The organism is Brenneria izbisi, from assembly GCF_025840185.1.
Lineage (GTDB): Bacteria > Pseudomonadota > Gammaproteobacteria > Enterobacterales > Enterobacteriaceae > Brenneria > Brenneria izbisi.
On record NZ_JAMPJU010000001.1, the window covers coordinates 48048 to 72275 of the forward strand.

Annotated in this window: 25 protein-coding genes; 23 read left to right on the plus strand and 2 right to left on the minus strand. The window is 52.4% G+C overall.

Annotation, left to right across the window (positions count from 1 at the left end):
* The first annotated feature begins 40 nt into the window (after positions 1 to 40).
* A complete protein-coding gene (locus tag NC856_RS00250) occupies positions 41 to 328 on the plus strand; it encodes a putative quinol monooxygenase (RefSeq protein ID WP_264088397.1) in 288 nt (95 codons plus the stop codon).
* A gap of 68 nt (positions 329 to 396) precedes the next feature.
* Here NC856_RS00250 and rne read toward each other — a convergent pair whose 3' ends face one another.
* Positions 397 to 3666 carry a ribonuclease E gene (gene rne / locus NC856_RS00255; protein ID WP_264088398.1) on the minus strand — a complete coding sequence of 1090 codons (3270 nt, stop codon included), beginning with the start codon at positions 3664 to 3666 and terminating at the stop codon, positions 397 to 399.
* A 582-nt stretch (positions 3667 to 4248) separates the two neighbouring features.
* Between rne and rluC the strand changes: the two genes are divergently transcribed.
* Positions 4249 to 5208 carry a 23S rRNA pseudouridine(955/2504/2580) synthase RluC gene (gene rluC, locus NC856_RS00260; protein ID WP_264088399.1) on the plus strand — a complete coding sequence of 320 codons (960 nt, stop codon included), beginning with the start codon at positions 4249 to 4251 and terminating at the stop codon, positions 5206 to 5208.
* Between the two features lie 45 nt (positions 5209 to 5253).
* Here rluC and NC856_RS00265 read toward each other — a convergent pair whose 3' ends face one another.
* Positions 5254 to 5841 (minus strand): Maf family protein, encoded by a 588-nt coding sequence (locus NC856_RS00265; protein WP_264088400.1) that lies wholly within the window; start codon positions 5839 to 5841, stop codon positions 5254 to 5256.
* 140 nt (positions 5842 to 5981) lie between these two features.
* On the opposite strand from NC856_RS00265, the gene yceD reads away from it, so the two are divergent.
* The 21 genes from yceD to NC856_RS00370 all read left to right on the plus strand — a co-directional run bounded on the left by yceD (position 5982) and on the right by NC856_RS00370 (position 24142).
* Positions 5982 to 6503 (plus strand): 23S rRNA accumulation protein YceD, encoded by a 522-nt coding sequence (yceD, locus tag NC856_RS00270; protein WP_264088402.1) that lies wholly within the window; start codon positions 5982 to 5984, stop codon positions 6501 to 6503.
* Positions 6504 to 6519: 16 nt separating this feature from the next.
* On the plus strand, positions 6520 to 6690 hold the full coding sequence (gene rpmF, locus NC856_RS00275) for a 50S ribosomal protein L32 (protein ID WP_009112338.1): 171 nt from the start codon (positions 6520 to 6522) through the stop codon (positions 6688 to 6690).
* A gap of 29 nt (positions 6691 to 6719) precedes the next feature.
* The gene (gene plsX / locus NC856_RS00280; RefSeq protein WP_264088403.1) at positions 6720 to 7766 is read left to right on the plus strand and encodes a phosphate acyltransferase PlsX; all 1047 of its coding nucleotides are present in this window, start codon (positions 6720 to 6722) and stop codon (positions 7764 to 7766) included.
* Positions 7767 to 7772: 6 nt separating this feature from the next.
* On the plus strand, positions 7773 to 8726 hold the full coding sequence (locus NC856_RS00285; protein WP_264088404.1) for a beta-ketoacyl-ACP synthase III: 954 nt from the start codon (positions 7773 to 7775) through the stop codon (positions 8724 to 8726).
* A gap of 17 nt (positions 8727 to 8743) precedes the next feature.
* Positions 8744 to 9673: an ACP S-malonyltransferase gene (gene fabD, locus NC856_RS00290; protein ID WP_264088405.1), complete on the plus strand. Its 930-nt coding sequence runs from the start codon at positions 8744 to 8746 to the stop codon at positions 9671 to 9673.
* Between the two features lie 14 nt (positions 9674 to 9687).
* Positions 9688 to 10422, plus strand: a complete 735-nt coding sequence (fabG, locus tag NC856_RS00295) for a 3-oxoacyl-ACP reductase FabG (RefSeq protein ID WP_264088406.1) — start codon at positions 9688 to 9690, stop codon at positions 10420 to 10422.
* A gap of 153 nt (positions 10423 to 10575) precedes the next feature.
* Positions 10576 to 10812 (plus strand): acyl carrier protein, encoded by a 237-nt coding sequence (gene acpP, locus NC856_RS00300; protein ID WP_005970506.1) that lies wholly within the window; start codon positions 10576 to 10578, stop codon positions 10810 to 10812.
* Positions 10813 to 10893: 81 nt separating this feature from the next.
* Entirely contained in the window at positions 10894 to 12135 is a 1242-nt protein-coding gene (gene fabF / locus NC856_RS00305; RefSeq protein ID WP_264088407.1) for a beta-ketoacyl-ACP synthase II, read from the plus strand.
* A gap of 174 nt (positions 12136 to 12309) precedes the next feature.
* Positions 12310 to 13107, plus strand: coding sequence for an aminodeoxychorismate lyase (pabC, locus tag NC856_RS00310; RefSeq protein ID WP_264088408.1), 798 nt, complete (start codon positions 12310 to 12312; stop codon positions 13105 to 13107).
* A 14-nt stretch (positions 13108 to 13121) separates the two neighbouring features.
* Positions 13122 to 14141, plus strand: coding sequence for an endolytic transglycosylase MltG (mltG, locus tag NC856_RS00315; protein WP_264088409.1), 1020 nt, complete (start codon positions 13122 to 13124; stop codon positions 14139 to 14141).
* A complete protein-coding gene (gene tmk / locus NC856_RS00320; protein WP_264088410.1) occupies positions 14131 to 14802 on the plus strand; it encodes a dTMP kinase in 672 nt (223 codons plus the stop codon). Before mltG ends, tmk begins: the two co-directional genes overlap by 11 nt.
* Positions 14802 to 15815, plus strand: coding sequence for a DNA polymerase III subunit delta' (holB, locus tag NC856_RS00325; RefSeq protein WP_264088411.1), 1014 nt, complete (start codon positions 14802 to 14804; stop codon positions 15813 to 15815). The genes tmk and holB overlap by 1 nt, the downstream gene beginning before the upstream one ends.
* A gap of 19 nt (positions 15816 to 15834) precedes the next feature.
* Positions 15835 to 16632: a metal-dependent hydrolase gene (locus tag NC856_RS00330; protein ID WP_264088412.1), complete on the plus strand. Its 798-nt coding sequence runs from the start codon at positions 15835 to 15837 to the stop codon at positions 16630 to 16632.
* A gap of 312 nt (positions 16633 to 16944) precedes the next feature.
* Positions 16945 to 18378: a PTS glucose transporter subunit IIBC gene (gene ptsG, locus NC856_RS00335; protein ID WP_264088413.1), complete on the plus strand. Its 1434-nt coding sequence runs from the start codon at positions 16945 to 16947 to the stop codon at positions 18376 to 18378.
* Positions 18379 to 18636: 258 nt separating this feature from the next.
* Positions 18637 to 18987, plus strand: coding sequence for a purine nucleoside phosphoramidase (gene hinT / locus NC856_RS00340; protein WP_264088414.1), 351 nt, complete (start codon positions 18637 to 18639; stop codon positions 18985 to 18987).
* A gap of 11 nt (positions 18988 to 18998) precedes the next feature.
* Positions 18999 to 19382 carry a YcfL family protein gene (locus tag NC856_RS00345; RefSeq protein ID WP_264088415.1) on the plus strand — a complete coding sequence of 128 codons (384 nt, stop codon included), beginning with the start codon at positions 18999 to 19001 and terminating at the stop codon, positions 19380 to 19382.
* A 21-nt stretch (positions 19383 to 19403) separates the two neighbouring features.
* Positions 19404 to 19976, plus strand: a complete 573-nt coding sequence (lpoB, locus tag NC856_RS00350) for a penicillin-binding protein activator LpoB (protein ID WP_264088416.1) — start codon at positions 19404 to 19406, stop codon at positions 19974 to 19976.
* Complete coding sequence (gene thiK, locus NC856_RS00355; RefSeq protein WP_264088417.1) at positions 19957 to 20817, plus strand: thiamine kinase; 861 nt, start codon at positions 19957 to 19959, stop codon at positions 20815 to 20817. The genes lpoB and thiK overlap by 20 nt, the downstream gene beginning before the upstream one ends.
* A 72-nt stretch (positions 20818 to 20889) precedes the next feature.
* Positions 20890 to 21912 (plus strand): beta-N-acetylhexosaminidase, encoded by a 1023-nt coding sequence (nagZ, locus tag NC856_RS00360; protein WP_264088418.1) that lies wholly within the window; start codon positions 20890 to 20892, stop codon positions 21910 to 21912.
* 78 nt (positions 21913 to 21990) lie between these two features.
* Positions 21991 to 22533: an alpha/beta hydrolase YcfP gene (gene ycfP, locus NC856_RS00365; protein ID WP_113867995.1), complete on the plus strand. Its 543-nt coding sequence runs from the start codon at positions 21991 to 21993 to the stop codon at positions 22531 to 22533.
* A gap of 304 nt (positions 22534 to 22837) precedes the next feature.
* On the plus strand, positions 22838 to 24142 hold the full coding sequence (locus NC856_RS00370; RefSeq protein WP_264088419.1) for an NAD(P)/FAD-dependent oxidoreductase: 1305 nt from the start codon (positions 22838 to 22840) through the stop codon (positions 24140 to 24142).
* Positions 24143 to 24228: the final 86 nt, after the last annotated feature.

Here is a 24228-nt window from a genome sequence, read left to right on the forward strand (position 1 = left end):
TAGACAGACCTTTTAATCAATCCATAAAGTAAGGATTACCATGGAAATTCGTATCGTTGCCAGTTTGCAAGCGAAAGCCGAGTTTTTAGATGATGTCGCCGCGGCGGTAAAAAGGGTGGTCGAACCCAGCCGTCAGGAGCCAGGTAACCTACAGTATGATCTCCACGAAGAGATCGACGCCCCTGGATCTTTTGTCTTTTTTGAACGTTGGAAAAGTCAGGCGATACTGGACGAACATGATCAAAGCGCACACTTTAAACGCCTAATTGCCGAACTGGACGGTAAAACGGAAAGGATGGAGATAAAGTTGCTTAAATCCCTGGGATAAGCGGGGTAGAGATAAAAAAACACCCGCCAAACGGCGGGTGTTGTATTTTGCAATGAAGCAAATCGGTTTTATTCGCTGATTGCCGTTGGTTTGGTTGCGGGAGCCGTTGCTTTGTTAACTGCGGCATGACCACCTGCGGAGCCTTTTCCGGCAAACTGATACTCAGGACGAACCCAATCGCTATGACGAGCAGGTTCCGGCTGATAATCCGGTGCCGGCGCTTTAGTCATGGGCGCTGTGGCAAGGTGCTTGTAAGCCGGTTTTTCAACGCCAGCGGATGCCGATGGTATCCCCGGTTGAGCGGCAACAATAACCGGTTCCGCATCATGTTTCACCGCAGCCTGAGCAATGTTGTCATCAGCCGCCGGTTCTTCTGACTGGTTGATGGCTTCTGCCGGTTGTTCTTCCGGTATCGCGGCGGTGGCTTCCTCTGCGTGCGTGGAAACGTCTGCAACGGTATCGACGAGATCCTGCACGATGGGTGCGTGCTCTATCTCTTCAGATTCCGCGACAGCGGTTTCTGCCACTGCTGCTTCCATGGCAGGTTTTTCTGCTGTCTCAACAGTCGTAACCGTTTGAACATCCACCGCTTGCGCGGTGCTCTCTTCTGGTTCCTGAGGTACGGACTCAGGCACTTGTTCAGTCGCGATCGCTTGCGCTTGCTCGGCAATTTCCGTGGCGGCTGATGCGCTGGAAGCGGTTTCGCTAATTGTCTGAATGGGAGCATTCTGCACGACGCTTTCAGCGTTCGGCGCGACATCATCGACAATCACCGGCAGAAGTGGCGTGGTTAGCGCCGCCATTTCACTCTCTTGCGAAGCTGAATCAGTCTGGGTCTGCGCGACAGGGTAGCTTACCCACACTTTTCCAGACGCCATTTCCGGCGATGAGGCCGCATATTCCAACGGCATAGGAGATTGCGTCGGATAACGCTCGTCACGATAACGACGACGGCGTTGTCCGCTGACGCGTAAATGACGCGGTGAACGACGCGAACGACGTGGCATACCGCCATTCTCCGCATTCGCACGGTTGGTATCCGTCGATTGATCATTATCGGTTTCGATGTTATCTGCCGCGTTAACGGGTTCGACAGCCGCTTTGACCGGCGCTGGCACAGCCTCCACCGCGACGGCAGGCATCGCATCGACGGCATTCAGTTCGCTTTCGGATTGAACGCGAATTTTTTGCGTCAACTGACGACGTTGACGGCGTTGCATAACCGGAGCGGATTTTTCCTGTTCGCCGCTGTTGTCATCCGTCTCGGCAACGCTCACATTCTGTGCTTTGATTTCCTGCTGTGGCTGACGTTTGTCATCCTGACGACGACGCTGACGTTCTGCGCGTGGTTCACGACGAGGCTGCTCATCCGACGAGATTTTTTCGTCGCCAGTAACCGGCGCTTCAGCAAGGTTCTCCGGGGCCGGACGTTTGTTGCGGCGCTGTTCTTCGCGTGGTTCACGATTATCGCGAGGACCACGATCGCGACGATTGTTACCCTGGCGACGAGAATGACGACGCTCCTGACGCTGGCCTTCGCCGGGGGCGGCGGATGTTGACTTTTGCTCGTCAGTCGCGGCGGTTGCCTCAGCCGGGGTCTCTGCGGCAAAAATACCTTTTAGTGCGCCAAGAACACGGCTGATGAAGCCAGGTTGCGCCGCCGTGGTTGAAGTTGCCGTCGGCGCGGTTTTTGCCGTCTCCGATGCGCGCTCTTCGGCAACCGTTGGCATATCCGGCATGGTAAAGGTTGCCAGCGCCGGTTGTTCCGGCAGCTTGCGCTCAATGGTCTGTTCTTCCTGCAACTGTTGCGCTTCGGTTTCCAGTCGCTGTGGCAACAGGTAGCTGAGCGTCGTTTTTTCTTCGCCTTTACGCACGCGCACCACCGAGTAGTGCGGTGTCTGCATGCCATCGTGTGGAACGATAATGGCGCGAACGCCGCCTTGACGTTTCTCTATCGCATTAACGGCGTCACGTTTCTCATTCAATAGATAGGAAGCGATAGGCACGGGAACAATGGCGTGAACTTCTTTGGTGTTCTCTTTGAGCGCTTCTTCTTCGATCAGCCGCAGAATAGACAACGAGAGCGATTCATTATCACGTACAGTCCCAGTGCCGCTGCAACGAGGGCAAACGTGATGGCTTGACTCGCCCAACGACGGACTCAGGCGCTGACGAGACATTTCCAGCAAACCGAAACGTGAAATGCGGCCAATCTGAATACGAGCGCGATCCTGACGCACCGAATCACGCAAACGGTTCTCAACTTCACGCTGGTGGCGTACCGGCGTCATGTCGATGAAATCGATGACGATCAGTCCGCCCAGATCGCGTAAACGCAACTGGCGGGCAATTTCATCAGCGGCTTCCAGATTGGTATTGAAAGCTGTTTCTTCAATATCGCCGCCGCGGGTGGCGCGGGCGGAGTTGATATCGATGGCCGTCAGCGCCTCCGTGGTATCAATGACGATAGAGCCGCCGGATGGCAGACGCACTTCGCGCTGGAAAGCCGACTCAATCTGGGATTCGATTTGATAATGGCTGAACAGGGGAATTTCACCACTGTACAATTTGATTTTGCTGCTGAAATCGGGACGACCAAGCGCGGAAATGTGCTCTTTGGCCAGATCGAGAATTTTAGGGTTGTCGATCAGGATTTCACCGATATCAGGACGCAGATAGTCGCGGAATGCGCGTACAATGACGTTGCTTTCCTGGTGGATCAGGAACGGCGCAGGGCGCCCTTCCGCCGCTTTTTTGATGGCTTCCCAGTGTTTCAGACGGAAAGCCAAATCCCATTGCAGCGCTTCGGCGGATTTGCCCACGCCAGCGGTACGAACAATCAATCCCATACCGTCCGGCAACTGCAATGAACCTAAGGCTTCTTTCAGTTCCGTGCGGTCATCGCCTTCGATCCGGCGAGAAATTCCGCCAGCGCGCGGGTTGTTCGGCATCAGCACCAAATAGCTGCCGGCCAGACTGATAAACGTTGTCAGTGCTGCGCCTTTGTTGCCTCGCTCTTCCTTATCGACCTGAACAATAACTTCCTGACCTTCGCGCAAGACATCTTTGATGTTGGGACGGCCATGAGAAGCATAGTTATTGGGGAAATATTCGCGAGCGATTTCTTTGAGAGGGAGAAAACCATGTCTTTCAGCGCCATAATCAACAAAAGCGGCTTCAAGGCTGGGTTCAATACGCGTGATTTTACCTTTGTAGATATTTGCTTTCTTTTGCTCATGACCGGGACTTTCGATATCCAGATCATACAGCCGTTGACCATCAACCAAGGCAACACGCAACTCTTCTTGCTGAGTCGCGTTAATCAACATTCTCTTCATCTTTAACTTACTCGTTATTTTTACTTGCATTATTGATAGAGCTGCGGACAAAAGACCCGCATGACCGGAGTGAACCGATGGCCTCGTGGCTTATCGCAGGGACGTCAACCTCCCGGTTGTCGCCTGCATAGAGACGCATGTTTCGGTAGCCTGTGTTTCCTGATGGAAAACAGCGCATTTATTGAGGGAACAGCTTCTGAATAATGTCGCCAGATCTGATTCCATTGGCCGGCCAAGCTGCAACCCGCAGCCCGCTAACTGCTTGATTACACATTACGTCTTACGCCATTGCTGCGTGTTTGTGTTATCAGGCAAACTTAATAATTCCGCAATTTCCCTTGTTTTAATGGAAATCAGCACGGAAAACGCAAAAGCATTATTCCATTGCTGACACTGTTATAGCAAGGTGACTTTGCCTGTCAGTATCAAGATAGTTGTGCTGTCATCACCCAAACTGATAGTGGTTGAGACTAAAATCAGCCAAACCTGTTGGTATAACAATTATCTTCATAAGTCAGACACACAGTTAAGCACAGAAAAAGAAGTGGCGCTATCTGGCTGCTCTATTTAGAATCGCGCATCATGAAAACAGACAATCCTTCAGTACAATTTGTAACGATTTCCGCTGATGAGGCGGGACAGCGCATTGATAACTTTTTGCATACCCGGTTAAAAGGCGTGCCGAAAAGTATGGTTTACCGCATCTTGCGAAAGGGGGAGGTGCGGGTAAATAAAAAGCGGATAAAGCCAGAATATAAATTACTGGCCGGAGATGAAATCCGTATTCCGCCGGTCAGACAAGCGGAACGTGATGAAACGCCGGTTTCCGCCAGCCTTGGTAAAGTCGCGGCGCTGGCTGATTGCATCCTCTATGAAGATGATTATCTGCTGGTGTTGAACAAACCATCCGGTACGGCGGTGCATGGCGGCAGTGGATTGAGTTTCGGCGTGATCGAAGGATTGCGGGCGTTACGTCCCGAAGCGCGCTTTCTGGAACTGGTGCATCGCCTCGACCGTGATACATCCGGTGTGCTGCTGGTAGCCAAAAAGCGTTCGGCGCTGCGTTCGTTGCATGAGCAATTGCGTCTCAAAGGGATGCAGAAGGATTATCTGGCGCTGGTTCGCGGACAGTGGCAGTCGCACTGTAAAGTCGTGCAGGCGCCGCTGCTGAAAAACATTCTTCAAAGCGGCGAGCGTATCGTGCGTGTTAATAGTGAAGGCAAGCCCTCGGAAACGCGCTTTAAGGTGGAAGAGCGCTTTGATGATTTGGCGACATTGGTTCGCGCCAGCCCGATAACCGGTCGGACTCATCAGATTCGCGTGCATACGCAATATGCCGGACACCCCATCGCATTTGACGATCGTTATGGCGAGCGGGAATTCGATCAGCAACTGGCGGGGACGGGGCTGAAACGTCTCTTCCTGCATGCGCAGGCGTTACGTTTTGCGCACCCTGATACCGGGGAGACGCTCAGAATCGAAGCGCCGCTGGATGAACAGTTGCGTCGCTGTCTGCACGTATTGCGTAAAACAAAAACGTAATCTCTCAATCCTGTCGGCCTCCCCTGACCAGGGGAGGCCGACGAGTTAGTCTCTGGACAGCGGGTTCACCCCTTCTTTTTTCAACATCGCGTTCAGCGCTATCAACGGTAAGCCGATCAGCGTATTGGGATCGCGTCCCGATAAGCGGTCGAACAAGGCGATGCCCAATCCTTCGCTTTTAAAACTGCCGGCACAGTGCCAGGGCCGTTCTTTTTCCAGATAGCCGTCAATTTCATCATCCGTCAGCGTCCTGAAATGGACGTCGAACGGTTCAACCACGCTTTGCATGCGTTGTTGCGCACTGTTGAAAAGCGCTAAACCGGTAAAAAAAGAGACGCATTGACCGCTTGCCTGTTGTAATTGGCGCACGGCATTGGGTTTATTGTGCGGCTTGCCGGTAATCTCATCTCCCAGCACACACACCTGATCGGAACCAATAATAAGATGGTTGGGATAGTGCGCCGCTAATGCGCTGGCTTTGCTTTGCGCCAGTCGCGCCACTAATGCCTTCGCATCTTCGCCGGGATACGGGGTTTCATTAATCTCCGGGGCGGCGCAGATAAAAGGAATGCCCAGCTTTTCCAGCAGCATTTTTCGATAAGGTGAGGTGGAAGCGAGAACGATCTGATGCATAATTTTTTTATAAACCGTAGCGTAATGATGAAAGGCATTTTAAACTGTGCGCCGCTCTGGAAGCGAATATTGGTGAAAGGTTGTGCTTCACAGCCTTTTTCTTTGACTCTATGTCGTTACGACGTTAATATGCGCGCCCTATGCAAAAGGTAAAATTACCCTTAACCGTTGATGCGGTTCGCACTGCTCAAAAGCGTTTGGATTATGTTGGTATCTATACGGCTGAACAAGTAATGCGCGTTGCTGCGTCAGTGGTGAGTGTGGACAGTGATGTTCAGGCTTCTTTGTCTTTCCATATTGATAATCAGCGCCTGGCGGTGATTGACGGTAGCGCGGATGTGACGGTGACATTAATGTGCCAACGCTGCGGAAAGCCATTTGAGCATCAGGTTCATGCGACATTTTGTTTTAGCCCGGTCATCAATGATGAACAGGCCGAAGCTTTACCGGAAGCGTATGAACCGATCGACGTTGATGAATTTGGCGAAGTCGATCTGCTGGCAATGATTGAAGATGAAATCATCCTGACGTTGCCTATCGCCCCGGTACATGATTCTGAACACTGTGAAGTGTCCGAAGCGGACATGGTGTTCGGCAAGTTGCCTGAAGAGGCGGAAAAGCCGAATCCGTTTGCCGTATTAGCCAGTTTAAAGCGTAAGTAATTAAGGAGTAAGGTCCATGGCCGTACAACAGAACAAACCTAGCCGTTCCAAACGTGGTATGCGTCGTGCTCACGATGCGCTGACTACCTCTTCTGTATCCGTAGATAAAGTTTCCGGCGAAACTCACCTGCGTCACCACATCACTGCGGACGGTTACTACCGCGGTCGCAAGGTTATTGCCAAGTAATTCTTGCGAATTATTAGCAAGGCAATACTTTGACACGCCTAACTCTGGCGTTAGATGCGATGGGCGGGGACTTCGGTCCCCGCGTAACAGTGCCTGCTGCATTGCAGGCGCTGGCTTCTAATTCTGCTCTCAATCTTTTATTAGTTGGCGATCCCGCTGCGATTACGCCATTACTTGCCAAAGTCGATTCTGAACGATTATCCCGGTTAGAGATTATTCCGGCTGAATCGGTTATTGCCAGTGATGCAAGACCGTCGCAGGCTATCCGGGCCAGTCGCGGAACCTCAATGCGTGTCGCACTTGAACTGATTAAAGACGGAAGAGCGCAAGCTTGCGTCAGTGCGGGCAATACCGGCGCGCTGATGGGGCTGGCGAAGCTTTTGATCAAACCTATCGAGGGGATTGAGCGCCCGGCGCTGGTTTCCATTTTGCCTCATCAGCGGCATGGCAAAACAGTGGTGCTGGATCTGGGCGCCAATGTGGACTGCGACAGCACGATGTTGGTTCAGTTTGCCGTGATGGGCTCTGTGATGGCGGAAGTCGTGCTGGATCTGGACAATCCGCGGGTTGCTTTGCTGAATATTGGCGAAGAAGAGAGTAAAGGTCTCAGTAACATCCGCGATGCGGCAAGCCAATTGAGACATACGCCGTCGATTAACTATATCGGTTATCTTGAAGGCAATGAATTGTTGACAGGAAAGACGGATGTCATGGTTTGTGACGGTTTTGTCGGTAATGTTACCTTGAAGACCATGGAAGGCGTAGTAAGGATGTTTCTATCGCTGCTGAAATCCTCTTCTTCGGGTACTGAGCATAAGTCAACACAGTCCTGGTGGTTGAAGTGGTTGGGTCGTTTGTTACAAAAACGATTGTCAAAGCGTTTCGGTCATTTGAATCCTGACCAATATAATGGCGCATGTCTGTTAGGATTGCGGGGAACCGTAATCAAAAGCCATGGCGCAGCGAATCAGAGAGCGTTTGCCGTTGCCATTGAACAGGCAATGCAGACGGTACGGCGGCAACTGCCAGAGCGAATTGCCGCCCGTCTAGAAGCTGTATTACCCAAGAGTGACTGAGCGTACATGTATACAAAAATAATCGGAACGGGCAGTTATTTGCCTGAGCAAATCAGGACGAACGCTGATTTAGAGAAGATGGTGGAGACGTCTGACGAATGGATCGTGACACGTACCGGCATTCGTGAACGCCGCATTGCCGCGCCAGACGAAAATGTCGCGACCATGGGATGCCATGCCGCGAAAAACGCGCTGGACATGGCGGGCATTGATAAGTCGAAAGTTGGTTTACTGATCGTTGCGACGACATCATCAAACTATGCATTCCCAAGTTCAGCCTGTCAGATCCAGCAATTGCTCGATATAAAAGATACGATCGCCTTTGATTTGGCTGCGGCCTGCGCCGGTTTTACCTATGCTTTAAGCGTAGCCGATCAATATATCAAAAACGGTGCGGTGGATTATGCTTTGGTTATCGGTTCCGATACCTTATCCCGCACGCTGGATCCTGAAGATCGCGGTACGCTTATTCTGTTTGGCGATGGCGCTGGCGCCGTCGTATTGGCGGCATCGGAACAACCGGGCATTCTTACCACCCATCTGCACGCGGATGGTCGCTACGGCGAGTTGCTGACATTGCCGCATCAGGATCGTCACCATCGTGAAACGCCAGCCTACCTGACCATGGCGGGCAATGAAGTCTTTAAAGTGGCGGTGACCGAACTGGCGCATATCGTTGAGGAAACGTTACAGGCTGCTCAGTTGGAGAAAAGCGAATTAGATTGGTTGGTTCCGCATCAGGCTAATTTGCGTATTATCAACGCGACGGCGAAAAAATTAGGGATGGGGATGGATAAAGTGGTTGTGACGCTGGAACGTCATGGCAACACGTCCGCGGCCTCTGTACCCTCCGCTTTGGATGAAGCTGTGCGCGACGGGCGTATCAAGCCTGGCCAACTGGTATTGCTCGAAGCCTTTGGCGGCGGCTTTACCTGGGGTTCCGCACTGATTCGTTTTTGATTAAACAGGATTTTTATATGACGCAATTTGCAATGGTTTTTCCGGGGCAGGGGTCTCAAACTATCGGTATGCTGGCTGAACTGGCCGCGGTCTATCCGGTTGTCGCCGAAACTTTTGCTCAGGCTTCCGACGCGTTGGGTTATGACCTGTGGCAGCTTACCCAACAAGGGCCGGCTGAGGAATTAAATAAAACCTGGCAGACCCAGCCTGCGTTATTGGCCTCTTCCGTGGCGATCTGGCGTGTCTGGCGGCAGCAGGGCGGTAAACGGCCTGCGCTGATGTCCGGTCATAGTCTGGGCGAGTATTCAGCGCTGGTTTGTGCGGGCGTGCTGGATTTCCAACAGGCTGTCCGTCTGGTTGAATTGCGTGGCAAATTTATGCAGGAAGCAGTGCCGGAAGGCACAGGCGCCATGTATGCGATCATCGGTCTTGATAATGAAGCGATCGTCAAAGCGTGCGAAGCGTCCGCACAGGGACAGGTGGTGTCACCCGTAAACTTCAACTCGCCGGGACAGGTTGTTATCGCCGGCAACAAAGAAGCGGTAGAGCGTGCTGGCGTTGCTTGTAAAGCGGCGGGCGCCAAACGCGCCTTGCCGTTGCCCGTCAGCGTACCGTCTCACTGTGCATTGATGGAACCCGCAGCGCAAAGACTGGCAGCGGCGCTTGAGTCCATCGCGTTCCAGACTCCTTCAATTCCTGTGGTCAATAATGTTGACGCGCGTATTGAAACGACGCCGGAAGCGATCCGCAGCGCGCTGGTGCGCCAACTCTATAGCCCGGTTCGCTGGACCGAGTGTGTCGAGTTCATGGCGTCAGAAGGCGTTGAATCACTGCTGGAAGTAGGGCCTGGCAAAGTTCTGACCGGGTTGACGAAACGAATCATCGATACCCTGACAGCCGCTGCGGTGAATGATCCTGCGTCGTTGTCAGCGGCACTTGAAAAATAAGGACGGAGAAAGCAATGAGCTTTGAGGGAAAAGTTGCGCTGGTAACTGGAGCAAGCCGCGGCATAGGTCGCGCGATTGCTGAAACATTGGTTGCCAGGGGCGCGAAAGTCATTGGAACCGCAACCAGCGAAAAAGGGGCTGAAGCCATCAGCGCCTGGCTGGGTGAAAACGGTAAAGGTTTTATGCTGAATGTCGCCGATGCGACGTCAGTCGATAACGTACTGGCGGATATTCGCGCTGAATTCGGTGAAATCGACATTTTGATCAATAACGCCGGAATTACGCGCGATAACCTGTTGATGCGCATGAAAGATGACGAATGGCAGGATATTCTGGATACGAATCTGACATCCGTGTTCCGACTGTCCAAAGCGGTCATGCGTGCTATGATGAAAAAACGTTTTGGCCGCATTATTACTATCGGTTCCGTTGTGGGTTCGATGGGGAACGCGGGGCAGGCAAACTACGCGGCGGCGAAGGCTGGGCTGATTGGTTTCAGCAAATCTCTCGCTCGTGAAGTGGCCTCTCGTGGTATTACGGTAAACGTTGTCGCGCCGGGTTTTATTGAAACTGATATGACTCAGACGTTGACAGAAGAACAGCGCGCAGGCATTTTGAGCCAGGTTCCAGCCAACCGGCTTGGTGATGCTAAAGAAATAGCCAGTGCTGTGGTATTTTTAGCCTCTGACGAGGCGGGTTACATTACCGGTGAAACATTGCATGTCAATGGCGGCCTGTATATGATCTAAAAAATACGAAACTATTTGCGTTATTTGCGGTGATGACCGCAAAATAGCACAAAATCGTGGTTCGACCAGCCGGGATTTTGTTGCATCTTTTTCAACATTTTATACACTACGAAAACCATCGCGAAAGCGAGTTTTGATAGGAAATTTAAGAGTATGAGCACTATCGAAGAACGCGTTAAGAAAATCATCGTTGAACAGCTTGGTGTTAAGCAGGAAGAAGTCGTAAACAATGCTTCTTTCGTTGATGACCTCGGCGCTGATTCTCTTGACACTGTTGAGCTGGTAATGGCCCTGGAAGAAGAATTTGATACTGAAATTCCAGACGAAGAAGCCGAAAAAATCACGACTGTTCAGGCAGCCATTGATTTCATTCAGGCTAACCAGCAGTAAGCGAACATATCTAGGCGGTCACTCGACCGCCTAAGTTTTTTGTCCCGCAGTGTAATTTTTTTCCCTCCCTGGAGGACAAGCGTGTCTAAGCGTCGAGTTGTTGTGACCGGATTGGGCATGTTATCTCCTGTCGGCAATACAGTTGAGTCTACCTGGAGTGCTCTTCTTGCCGGTCAGAGTGGTATCAGCCTGATGGACCATTTCGATACTAGTGCCTACGCAACGCGTTTTGCCGGCTTAGTAAAAGGTTTTAACTATGAGGAATTCATTTCGCGTAAAGAAGCACGCAAAATGGATGCCTTTATCCAATACGGGATCGTGGCGGGTATTCAAGCCATGAAAGATTCCGGTATTGAAGTAACGCAAGAGAACGCATCGCGTATCGGTGCCGCGATTGGCTCAGGCATCGGTGGCCTGGGTTTGATTGAAGAGAACCATAGCTCGCTGGTGAACGGCGGGCCGCGTAAAATCAGTCCGTTCTTCGTGCCTTCAACCATCGTCAATATGGTGGCGGGGCATCTTACCATTATGTACGGTTTGCGTGGCCCCAGCATCTCTATCGCCACGGCTTGTACGTCTGGTGTGCATAACATCGGTCATGCCGCCCGTATCATCGCTTATAACGATGCGGACGTTATGGTGGCGGGGGGCGCGGAAAAAGCCAGTACGCCATTGGGCGTGGGCGGCTTTGGCGCCGCGCGCGCGTTGTCAACCCGCAACGATAACCCGCAGGCGGCAAGCCGACCGTGGGATAAAGACCGTGATGGTTTCGTGCTGGGCGATGGCGCCGGTATGTTGGTGCTGGAAGAGTATGAGCACGCCAAAAAACGCGGCGCTAAAATCTATGCGGAACTGGTCGGCTTTGGTATGAGCAGCGATGCCTACCATATGACGTCTCCGCCGGAAAATGGCGCAGGCGCAGCGCTGGCGATGGAAAATGCGTTGCTTGACGCTGGGATTTCAACCTCTCAGATTGGTTATATCAACGCGCATGGCACTTCAACGCCCGCGGGTGATAAAGCCGAAACGCAGGCCGTCAAGTCGGTGTTTGGCGCAGATGCCAAGCGTGTATTGGTCAGTTCGACGAAATCGATGACCGGTCACTTGCTGGGAGCGGCAGGCGCAATTGAGTCGATTTTCAGTATTCTTGCGCTGCGCGATCAGGCGGTACCGCCCACGATCAATCTGGATAATCCAGATGAAGGTTGCGATCTTGATTTTGTGCCTCATGAAGCACGCCAGGTCAGCAATATGGAATATACGCTGTGTAACTCCTTTGGTTTCGGTGGAACCAACGGTTCACTGGTATTCCGTAAGGCTTGAACATCGTTATCTCGTTAAAAAAACCCGGTCTCCGGGTTTTTTTTTGTCGCCAGCCAACCCCTCTGCGGGCCGACGGTGCGCGTTTTTTGACCCGTCTAAAATCGGATATGGCTGCTTGCCGGGCGGTTTGGTCTACTGGCAATCTGATGACTTTTGGCTGAAAGGAAGAAAGGCATGCGTTGGATAAATGGTCAGCAGCAGGAAATGTTGCCGGTTTCAGACCGTGCCACCCAGTTCGGCGATGGCTGCTTTACCACGGCCAGAGTTGACGAGGGGCGGATTATCTGGCTTGAACGTCATATCGCGCGCTTGCAATATGCGGCTGAACGTCTGATGTTGCCGCTTATTGACTGGACGCAGCTGAGCGCGGAAATGATACAGGCCGCGCAGGGATGTCGGCAAGGCGTGGTAAAAGTCATGCTGACGCGAGGTCAGGGGGGCAGGGGATACGGTGCTCAGGGGGGTACGCAGCCGACGCGCATTGTTATGCAGGCTGACTTTCCCGCGCATTATATCCGCTGGCGTGAGCAGGGCATTAGTTTGAACCTGAGTCCTGTTGCGTTGGCAAAAAATCCACTGCTGGCCGGCATTAAGCATCTCAATCGGCTGGAACAGGTTTTAATTCGACTGCATCTTGATCAGACATCCGCCGATGAGACGCTGGTACTTGACACTTCCGGCGCGCTGGTGGAATGCTGTGCGGCTAATTTATTCTGGCGTAAGGGAAATCAGGTTTATACGCCGGATTTATCCTGTGCCGGGGTTGATGGCGTAGCCCGACAGCATATTCTTTCGCTGCTGGCCGTCGCTGATTTTGAGGTACACATTGTCACTGAACCGTTGGGCACACTCGAAGATGCAGATGAGGTTTTAGTCTGTAATGCATTAATGCCCGTTATTCCCGTAAACCAGGCGCACGTCTGGTGTTATCGCTCCAGAGATCTCTACCGGTTTCTGAGCCCTAACTGTTAGACGATGGTTGATTTATGAAGAGAAAGAAGATTGGTGTACTGGTAGTTGCTTTGCTGCTGTTGGCGAGTCTGCTTCTGTGGCAGAAACTTCAGCGGTTTGCCGGTTCGCCACTTGCGATTGGACAAGAAACGATTTTTACGCTGCCAGCGGGGACGGGGCGTGAAGGGTTGGAAATGTTATTACTGGATCAGAAAATCATAACCGAAGGAACCTTCTTTCCCTGGTTGCTGCGTACCGAGCCGGAACTGGCAAAGTTTAAGGCCGGAACATACCGCTTTACCACTGGCATGACAGTCCGTGAGATGCTGGCGTTGTTAGCCAGCGGAAAAGAAGCACAGTTTTCTATTCGGTTTGTTGAAGGATCGCGACTGAGAGATTGGCTCGAAACCCTGCGTCAATCGCCCTATATTAAACATGAACTGCATGATAAAAGCATGCAGGAAGTGGCGATTGATCTTGGTATAAAAGATAAACCCAACCCGGAAGGATGGTTTTACCCGGATACGTATCTGTATACGGCGAACACTACCGATCGGGCGCTGTTGCAACGTGCTCATCAGCGGATGAAGAACACTGTCGATGAAGTATGGCAGGGTAAAGAAGACGGTTTGCCTTACAAAACGCCGGATGAGTTACTTACTATGGCCTCGATCATTGAGAAAGAAACGGCGGTGAGCGAGGAGCGGTCTCAGGTGGCCTCGGTTTTTGTTAACCGTCTGCGTATCGGCATGCGTTTACAAACCGATCCAACGGTTATTTATGGCATGGGAGAGGCGTACACTGGAACGATCACCCGTAAGGCGCTGGATACGTCAACGCCTTACAATACGTATATCATCTCCGGTCTACCGCCAACGCCGATTGCCATGCCAGGCAGAGCGTCGCTGGAAGCCGCCGCGCATCCGGCTAAAACGTCATATCTCTATTTTGTGGCTGACGGCAAAGGCGGGCACCGTTTCACCACTAACCTTGCCGATCATAACCGTGCTGTAAGGGTATATCGCTCAGCGCTAAAGGAACGGGATGAACAGTAAATTTATTGTTATTGAAGGTTTGGAAGGCGCAGGGAAAACCACCGCCCGTGAGATTGTTGTCGAGACGTTGCGGACATACGGTATACAGGACGTTATTTTCACGCGTGAGCCTGGCGGTACGCCGCTGGCCGAGAAGTTGCGGGAATTGATCAAGCAGGGTATGGCGGATGAAAAGGTGACGGACAAAGCAGAAGTGCTGATGTTGTACGCCGCCAGAGTGCAATTGGTCGATAATGTCATCAAGCCCGCGTTAGCCAACGGTCGGTGGGTGATTGGCGATCGACATGATCTCTCTTCGCAGGCTTATCAGGGTGGAGGTCGCGGCATTGATCCGAAATTGTTGCTGTCATTGCGCGATACCGTGCTGGGCGACTTTCGGCCAGATCTGACGCTTTATCTTGATTTGCCGCCCGCCATCGGGCTGCAACGGGCGCGGGCGCGTGGGGAACTGGATCGTATCGAACAGGAGTCGTTGGCGTTCTTTGAACGTACACGCGCACGCTATCAGGCGTTGGCCGCGCAAGAGCCTGACATCGTCACCATTGATGCATCCCAATCGCTGGAAAACGTCAGTGCGGCTATTCAGGCAACCTTGCGGGAATGGCTGCAACAGCAGGGATTACCTCAACAGCCCGTTGCGCTTTCTCAGGATCGTGACTAATGGATTGGTATCCGTGGCTTAACGCGCCTTACCGTCAGTTGATCGCGCAATATCAGGCGGGGAGAGGACATCATGCCATTTTGCTGCACGCGCTGGCTGGCATGGGCGATGACGCATTGGTCTATGCCTTAAGTCGCTGGCTGATGTGTCAACATCCCGCTGGTATGAAAAGCTGCGGCAAGTGCCACGCCTGTCATTTGATGATCGCGGGGACACACCCTGACTGGTATATGCTCAGCCCGGAAAAAGGGAAGCAGAGCCTGGGCGTTGATGCCGTACGTGACGTGCTGGATAAACTTTATCAGCATTCACGACAAGGCGGCGCTAAAGTGATTTGGCTGCCCTCTGCCGAGCTTTTGACCGAAGCCGCGGCCAATGCGTTGCTGAAGACATTGGAAGAGCCGCCGCAAAGCACCTATTTTCTGTTTGGCTGCCGCGAACCGTCGCGTCTGTTGGCGACGATGCGCAGCCGTTGTCTGTATCAGTATCTGGCGCCACCAGACGAAACCCAGAGCGTGCTATGGTTGAATACGCGTCATAGCAACGATACGCAGGCGATACGCACCGCGCTAAGGCTACAGGCGGGCGCGCCGCTGGCCGCCGAGTCGTTGTTGCGGCCGGAGCGCTGGAAACAACGTGGCGCGTTGTGCCAGGGGGTGTTTGCCTCGCTGGTATCTCGCGATCTGCTTTCGCTAATTTCTCTGCTAAATCATGATGATGTCGATGAGCGTATTCATTGGCTGAGTTCACTGCTGCTGGATGCGATAAAATGGCAGCAAGGCGCGGGTGAACATCGGGTTAATCAGGATCAGGCAATACTGGTTGAACGTTTAGCGCATGAGTCCGCCAACGCCCAATTACAGTATGAACTGCGCCAATGGTTGGTTTGCCGACAAAAGTTATTGACGGTAACCGGTGTTAACCGTGAACTGCTGTTGACGGAACGGCTGCTTGATGCTGAACAGAGCCTGTCCGCCACGGTTCAGCGACATTTTCATCCATTCTCTGCTTAATCTATTTTGGGTAAATATCATGTTGTTAGTTGATTCCCACTGCCACCTTGACGGACTGGATTATCAGTCGTTACATAAAGATGTGTCTGATGTGCTTGAGAAGGCGAAAAGCCGCGAGGTCGGCTTCATTCTGGCGGTAGCGACGACGTTGCCGGGTTTCCGCGCCATGACGGAACAGATCGGCATGCGGGATAACGTGGCGTTTTCCTGCGGTGTCCATCCTTTGAATCAGAATGAACCCTATGACTATGCCGAACTGCGTCAGTTGGCCGCTTCCAGCCAGGTGGTGGCGATGGGAGAAACGGGGCTGGATTATTATTATCAGCAGGAAACCAAAGCGCAGCAGCAGGCGTCTTTTCGCGAACACATTCGTATTGGCAATGATTTGCATAAGCCTGTTATCGTCCATACCCGCGCGGCGCGGGAAGATACTCTCGCCATTCTGAAGGAAGAGCAGGCAGAGAAGTGCGGCGGCGTGCTGCATTGTTTTACCGAAGATCTGGCTACGGCCTGCACACTGCTGGATATGGGGTTCTATATTTCCTTTTCCGGGATTATCACGTTTCGAACTGCGGAAGCACTGCGTGAGGTTGCCCGCTACGTGCCGTTGGATCGCATGCTGATTGAAACCGATTCTCCCTGGTTGGCGCCGGTCCCTTACCGCGGACAGGAAAACCAGCCTGCCTATGTTCGTGATGTGGCGGAATATTTGGCGGTGCTGAAAGGGACGACGCTGGAAACGCTGGCGGCGGTCACGACAGATAACTTTTCCCGGTTGTTCCACATTGATCCCGCACGGTTGACCATTACGCGCTAGTGATCGAAAATAGCGGACTTTTTTTTATCTGTGTAATTAATCATGACTCATAGCGATCCTGACCTGATATTTTCTCGTCAGGATTGGCCATTTTTTAGCTAAATATCACAAACAAGCTTAATTTATGCGCTATTTTGACCTGTCTACTCATGGAAACGTGATAGTAATCAAACATTGAGCATGCTATTTATTTTACTCTGCGTAAAAATTAAAGGGGGCTAAGACACCCCAACATGCAAAGGATTATTTCCTCGCCTTTGCCGATATGCAGTATCAGCAGTAAAGCACTATTACTCAGGAGCACTCTCAATTATGTTTAAGAATGCATTCGCAAACCTACAGAAAGTAGGTAAGTCGTTAATGCTGCCCGTTTCCGTATTGCCTATCGCAGGTATTCTGCTGGGTGTCGGCGCGGCCAATTTTAGCTGGTTACCAGCGGTGGTATCCCACGTTATGGCGGAGGCGGGTGGGTCCGTTTTCGCCAATATGCCGTTAATCTTCGCTATCGGTGTTGCTCTGGGATTTACCAATAACGATGGCGTTTCCGCACTGGCGGCGGTCGTTGCCTACGGCATTATGGTCAAGACCATGGCGGTGGTGGCGCCTCTGGTTCTGCATTTGCCGGCGGCTGAAATTGAAGCTCAGCGGCTGGCGGATACCGGCGTATTGGGCGGGATTATCGCCGGTTCTATCGCCGCGTATATGTTTAACCGCTTTTATCGCATTAAATTGCCGGAATACCTCGGCTTCTTCGCGGGCAAACGCTTTGTTCCGATTATTTCGGGTTTGTTCGCCATTGTGCTTGGTATCGCGCTGTCCTTTATTTGGCCGCCGGTCGGTCGCGCTATTCAGGCATTCTCCCAATGGGGCGCGTATCAGAACCCGGTGCTGGCATTTGGTCTGTATGGTCTGGTAGAACGTTCTTTGGTGCCGTTTGGCTTGCATCATATCTGGAACGTGCCTTTCCAGATGCAGATTGGCGAGTTCACCAACGCAGCCGGTCAGGTGTTCCACGGCGATATTCCGCGTTATATGGCGGGTGACCCGACGGCGGGCAAACTGTCGGGCGGCTTTTTGTTCAAAATGTACGGTCTGCCGGCAGCGGCTATCGCTATCTGGCATTCCGCCAAACCGGAAAACCGCGCCAAAGTCGGCGGTATCATGATTTCCGCGGCATTGACCGCGTTCCTGACCGGTATTACCGAGCCTATCGAGTTCTCTTTCCTGTTCGTGGCGCCGATCCTGTATGTCATCCACGCGATCCTGGCTGGTCTGGCTTTCCCGATCTGTATCCTGTTGGGCATGCGTGACGGCACAAGTTTCTCGCATGGTTTGATCGACTTCGTCGTGTTGAGCGGCAATGGCAGCAAATTGTGGCTGTTCCCTATTGTCGGGCTGGGCTATGCGCTGATTTACTACACGATTTTCCGTGTACTGATCGTCAAGCTGAACCTGAAAACGCCTGGTCGTGAAGACTCGTCTTCGGAGCAGGCCGCTCAGAATGGCTCGGAGATGGCGGCGGCGCTGGTCAGCGCTTTCGGTGGTAAAGACAATATCACCAATCTGGATGCGTGCATTACGCGTCTGCGTGTTAGCGTGGGTGATGTATCAAAAGTGGATCAGGCTGGTTTGAAACAACTGGGGGCTGCCGGGGTGGTGATCGCCGGTTCCGGGGTTCAGGCCATTTTTGGTACCAAATCCGATAACCTGAAAACCGACATGGATGATTACATCCGTCAACACTGATCGGTTGTTGGGAAATATCAGGGGCGTAAGCCCCTTTTTTCATGGTTGCCGTCAGCACGCTTTTGCAGCCAGGGGATTGAACATCTGCGGGGGAATAGCATCCCGCCGGGAGGGAAAGAGAAAAATAGCGTGTGTCAGACCTGTCGTATTTTAATCATCCGCGTCAGAAATAGACGAAGAAGGTTGAAAGAAATGGAATATGTCACTCATACTGCCTACACGACTTTGATCTGCGTTTGTTTAAAAAGGAAATCAATCATGGCTGAAGAAACCATTTTTAGTAAAATCATCCGCCGGGAAATTCCTGCCGATATCGTGTATCAGGACGAACTGGTAACCGCATTTCGTGATATTGCGCCACGCACGCCCACCCATATTCTGATCGTTCCTAATGTACTCATTCCAACCGTCAATGAAGCCAGCGCTGAGCACGAAGCCGCGCTGGGACGCATGATCACCGTCGCCGGAAAGATTGCCCGTCAGGAAGGCATTTCGGATGACGGCTATCGTCTGATTATCAACTGCAACCGTCATGGCGGGCAGGAAGTCTATCATATTCATATGCACCTGCTGGGAGGTCATCCATTGGGGCCTTTGTTGGCTGACTAATGGAGTTTGCGATGCGTAATCCGATGATGCGGTGTTTGTCGCTTTTGTTGATGGCGGGCCTACTGGCGGCGTGCAGCACGCCAAAAGTGCTGACAATCAATGAACGGCAAACGTTGGTAATGGATGCGCCGCTGTTATCTGCCGGTGTTATCGCCGACGCGCCTTCCCTTGGTCTGGAAAACGGTAAACGCCGCGCATCATCCGTGCTCAGCAACGATGCGCAACAGCCTGTCACTGTGCATTACCGTTTCTATTGGTATGATGGCAATGGGCTGGATATTTTGCCGTATGACGATGTACAAACGCTTGTGCTCCCGCCTCAGACGGAAATAACAATTTCTTCAGCGCGCAGCAATCCTGATGTGCGTCAGATCCGCCTTCATCTATTTTTATAATGGTGTGTTGAGAGAGGAAACATGAAAAAGTATCTAGGGGTAGCGCTGGCCGTGTTGGTATTGACGGGGTGTCCGAGTCGTCCGCCGGAGCCTGTTGAACCGCCCGCGACCATTGAGCCTGTCGAACCGCCTGTTCCGGCGACGCCGCCTGGCGAGCAAGTTCCGTCTCCGCCAAAAATTCAAACATTAAACTGGGAAGCCAGCATCAACCCGCTGGTTGCGCAAATGTTGAAAGCGGATGGCGTGACGCAAGGCAGTATCTTGTTGCTGGATAGCGTGAAAAACAACACCAACGGATCGCTGCAAACGGCAAAAGCCAATAGCGCGTTGTATAACGCTTTGTCATCCGGCAATACCTTCGCGCTAGTGCCGCGTGAGCAGTTAGCGGTGGCGAAGCAGACGCTGGGATTATCCGTGGATGACAGTTTAGGTTCGCGCAGCAAGGCCATTGGGCTGGCGCGTTATGTCGGCGCGCAATATGTGCTGTACAGCGACGTGAGCGGCGATGTGAGATCGCCGACGATCGATATGCAGTTGATGCTGGTGCAGACGGGCGAAATTATTTGGTCAGGCAATGAAAGCGTTCAACAGTAAACAGCAACTTACTGAGCTTGTGCGGCACTATTTTCCGGCGGTTGATACCGCCGGTTTTCATTTCGAACCTATCAGCGGTCTCAGCAGTGAAAGCTGGCGTATCTCCGGGCCGGATATCGAATGGTTGGCGCGTCCGCAATCGACATGGGGCCGGCAGACCGGCACTGATCGTCAGCGCGAGTTTCATCTGTTGCGTCAGATGGGCGCCGTTGGATTAGCGCCGCGCCCGCTGCTCTGGCGACGCGGCTGGTTGATCATTGAATGGGTGCCAGGGCGTATCGCCACGGCGGACGAGTTTGCCGATTTGCTGGCCAATGGCGCGTTGGCGAGTATTCTGTCCCGAATTCATCAGCAGCCGTGCAGCGGTTGCCCGTTGGAACTCAGAGCATTGTTTGCCCGACACTGGCAACAGATGGATGCGCGCCGTCGCTCGCCGGCGTTGCTGCGTCTGCATCAGCATTTCCAACGCTCGCCCTGGCCGACGCCATTGGCTTATGCGCCGTTGCACCTGGATGTTCATGCTGAAAATCTGTTGATAACCGAACAGGGTGTGATGCTTATCGATTGGGAATATGCTTCGGACGGAGATATCGCTTTTGAGATGGCTTTTATCTTTCGTGCGAATCAGATGGATACGCCAGCGCAGCTTGATTTTTTAGCGACATATCAGCGGTATCGCCCCGGATTGTCTGCCAGACGGCTCTATCGGCATGTTATGCAATGGTTGCCCTGGGTCGATTATCTGGTCTTGATGTGGTTCGAAGTCCGTTGGCGGCAAACGCGGCAGGACAGATTTTTGCGAGCGCTCCCAGCCTTGCGCCGACAACTGGGGTTAAATTGAATCCCATGCCGGGCAAATGACAAGGGGCGTTTTTTTAATGGGCGTAATTAAACAGCAAAGAATGAGGTTGGTGTGGGTCCGGTAATGTTAGATGTTGCCAGCTATCAGCTGGACGCGGAAGATCGTGAAGTATTGGCGCATCCGCTGGTCGGCGGCGTGATTTTATTTACCCGCAATTTTCATGATGCGGAACAATTGCGCGAACTGGTGCGTCAGATCCGCGCTGCCACGCACACGCGTCTGGTGGTGTCGGTCGATCAGGAGGGGGGACGTGTTCAGCGTTTTCGTGACGGGTTTACCCGGTTACCGGCAGCGCAGGCGTTTGCTGCGTTGAATACGGAAACCGAAGCGCAACGGCTGGCGCAGGAAGCTGGCTGGCTGATGGCGGCAGAGATGATTGCAATGGATATCGATATCAGTTTCGCGCCAGTGCTGGATATTGGTCACCAGAGTGCGGCCATTGGCGAGCGCTCCTTCCATGCCGAACCGCACAAGGCGCTGATGATGGCGCAAAACTTTATTCGTGGTATGCATAATGCGGGAATGAAGGTGACGGGCAAGCATTTCCCCGGTCACGGCGCCGTAAGCGCGGATTCTCATAAGGAAACGCCACACGATCCGCGCCCGCTGGAGACGATCCGTGCGCACGATATGTTTATTTTCAGCCAGTTGATTCAGCAACAGCAACTGGACGCCATCATGCCCGCTCATGTGATTTATACCGAGGCCGATCCGCGTCCGGCCAGCGGCTCAGCGTTCTGGTTAAAACACGTATTGCGTCAGGAGCTCAATTTCAATGGCGTTATTTTTTCCGACGATCTGTCAATGGAAGGTGCGGCGGTGATGGGGGGGTATCCTGAACGCGCTCAGGCTTCGCTGGATGCGGGATGTGACATGATTCTGGTTTGCAATAACCGCGATGGCGCCGTCAGCGTGCTGGATAATCTGTCCCCGGTCAAAGCGCAGCGGTTAGCCAATTTATATCATCAGGGAAAGTATTCCCGCAGGCAGTTGCTGGATTCGCCACGCTGGAAGCTGGCGAATCAGGCACTGACGGCGCTCAGCGAACGCTGGGAAGCGCATAAATCTGCCTGATTACGGGGTAACAAGGCTACACTTTATGCGTGTAGGTGTAAGCCACGGCGTGTGTGTAAAACAGTGGTGAGGATAGCGATGATTATTTATTTACATGGTTTTGACTCAAACAGCCCCGGCAACCACGAAAAAGTGTTACAGCTACAGTTTATCGATGAGGATGTTCAGTTGCTTAGTTATAGCACGTTGCATCCGCGTCATGACATGCAGCACCTGTTGAAACAGGTGGATAAAATGATTCAGCATGCCAACGATGAACGTCCACTGATATGCGGGGTAGGGCTTGGCGGTTTTTGGGCTGAGCGGGTGGGGTTCCTGTGTGATATTCGGCAGGTGATATTCAACCCTAACCTGTTTCCGCAGGAAAACATGATCGGCAAAATCGATCGCCCGGAAGAGTATCTGGATATCGCCACCAAGTGTGTGGCGAATTTCCGTGAGAAGAACCGAGATCGTTGTCTGGTGGTGCTGTCGCGTCAGGACGAAATGCTGGATAGTCAGCGTAGCGCGCAGGTATTAGGTAACTACTATGAAATCGTCTGGGATGAGGTTCAGTCACATAAGTTCAAAAGCATTTCGCCACACCTGCAACGGATGAAGGCGTTTAAGACGCTGGGGTGATGATTTGAATCCATATCCTGTCTCTGTGCTGCAATAGAAGAAAATCCTGCGCTTCCGTGCAGCCGTTTGGCTGGCAACAGTCCATTTTCTTGCGGCACATGATCGGCTAATCGACTGAAAGGCTGATAGGTTTCAGCTTGTGCCTGAAAATAAATTGATATATATCAATTTTGGTATGACCAAATGACCTGCCGTGATATTCTTGCCGAAGATACCAAGTTTAACTTACGCGAACCCTATGTAATATAAGGATATTATTTATTTACCCTTTATTAACTATTGGTTCACATTTTAGGGGGTCATTTTGACATCACCAATCAAAAAAATCGTTATTGTCGGCGGGGGAGCCGGCGGACTTGAACTGGCTACCAGCCTGGGTCATAAGTTAGGCCGCAAGAAGAAAGCGGAAGTGACGCTGGTTGATCGTAATCATAGCCATCTGTGGAAACCGTTGCTGCACGAAGTGGCAACCGGATCGCTGGATGACGATATGGATGCGCTGAGCTATCTGGCCCATGCTCGTCATCACTTCTTCCAGTTCCAGCTTGGCATGTTAACGGATATCGATCGCGAGCAGAAGAACATTCAACTGGCGGAAATCTGCGACGAGCAGGGCGAACTGCTGGTGCCCGCACGCAAAATTCCTTACGACATTCTGGTGATCGCATTAGGCAGTACCTCGAACGACTTTGGTACGCCAGGGGTAAAAGATCACTGTATCTTCCTGGATAACCCCAAACAGGCCCGGCGTTTCCACAACGAAATGCTGAATCTGTTCCTGAAGTTCACGGCCAGGACGGATGAAAAAGAGCAGGTGAATATCGCTATCGTCGGTGGCGGCGCGACCGGCGTTGAACTGTCCGCTGAATTGCATAATGCGGTGAAGCAGCTACACAGCTACGGTTTTGATGGGTTGGGTAAGGAAACGCTGAATGTGACGCTGGTTGAGGCCGGTGAGCGTATCTTGCCTGCATTGCCTGCGCGTATTTCAGCGGCGGCGCATCAGGAACTGACGAATATCGGCGTCCGTGTTCTTACCAAAACCATGGTGACCAGCGCCGAGGCTGGCGGTCTGAATACCAAAGACGGCGAGTTTATTGAGGCTGACCTAATGGTATGGGCCGCCGGGATTAAAGCACCGGATGCAATGAAAGAGATTGCCGGTCTGGAAACCAACCGCATCAACCAACTGGTGGTTGAACCGACATTGCAGACCACTCGTGATCCTGACATTTTCGCCATTGGCGACTGTGCTTCCTGCCCGCAGGAAGGCGGCGGTTTTGTGCCGCCGCGCGCGCAGGCCGCGCACCAGATGGCTTCACGCTGCCATAGCAATATCGTGGCGTTGTTGAACGGGCAAGCGCTGAAGCCGTATGTATATAAAGACCACGGCTCGCTGGTATCGCTGTCCAAGTTCAGTACGGTAGGGAGCTTGATGGGTAACCTGATGCGTGGTTCGGTGATGGTGGAAGGACGCATAGCGCGTTTTGTTTACATTTCCTTATACCGTATGCATCAGATTGCGCTGCATGGTTATGTGAAGACTGGTCTGATGATGCTGGTTGGCGGTATTAACCGGGTGATCCGTCCACGTCTTAAACTGCACTAATTCTCTGATATCGCAGTACCGGGTCAGCGTTTATCGAGCGCCCTTCAATGTCTGTCCTGTCGTTCGAGACAGGACAGACGGTTGTC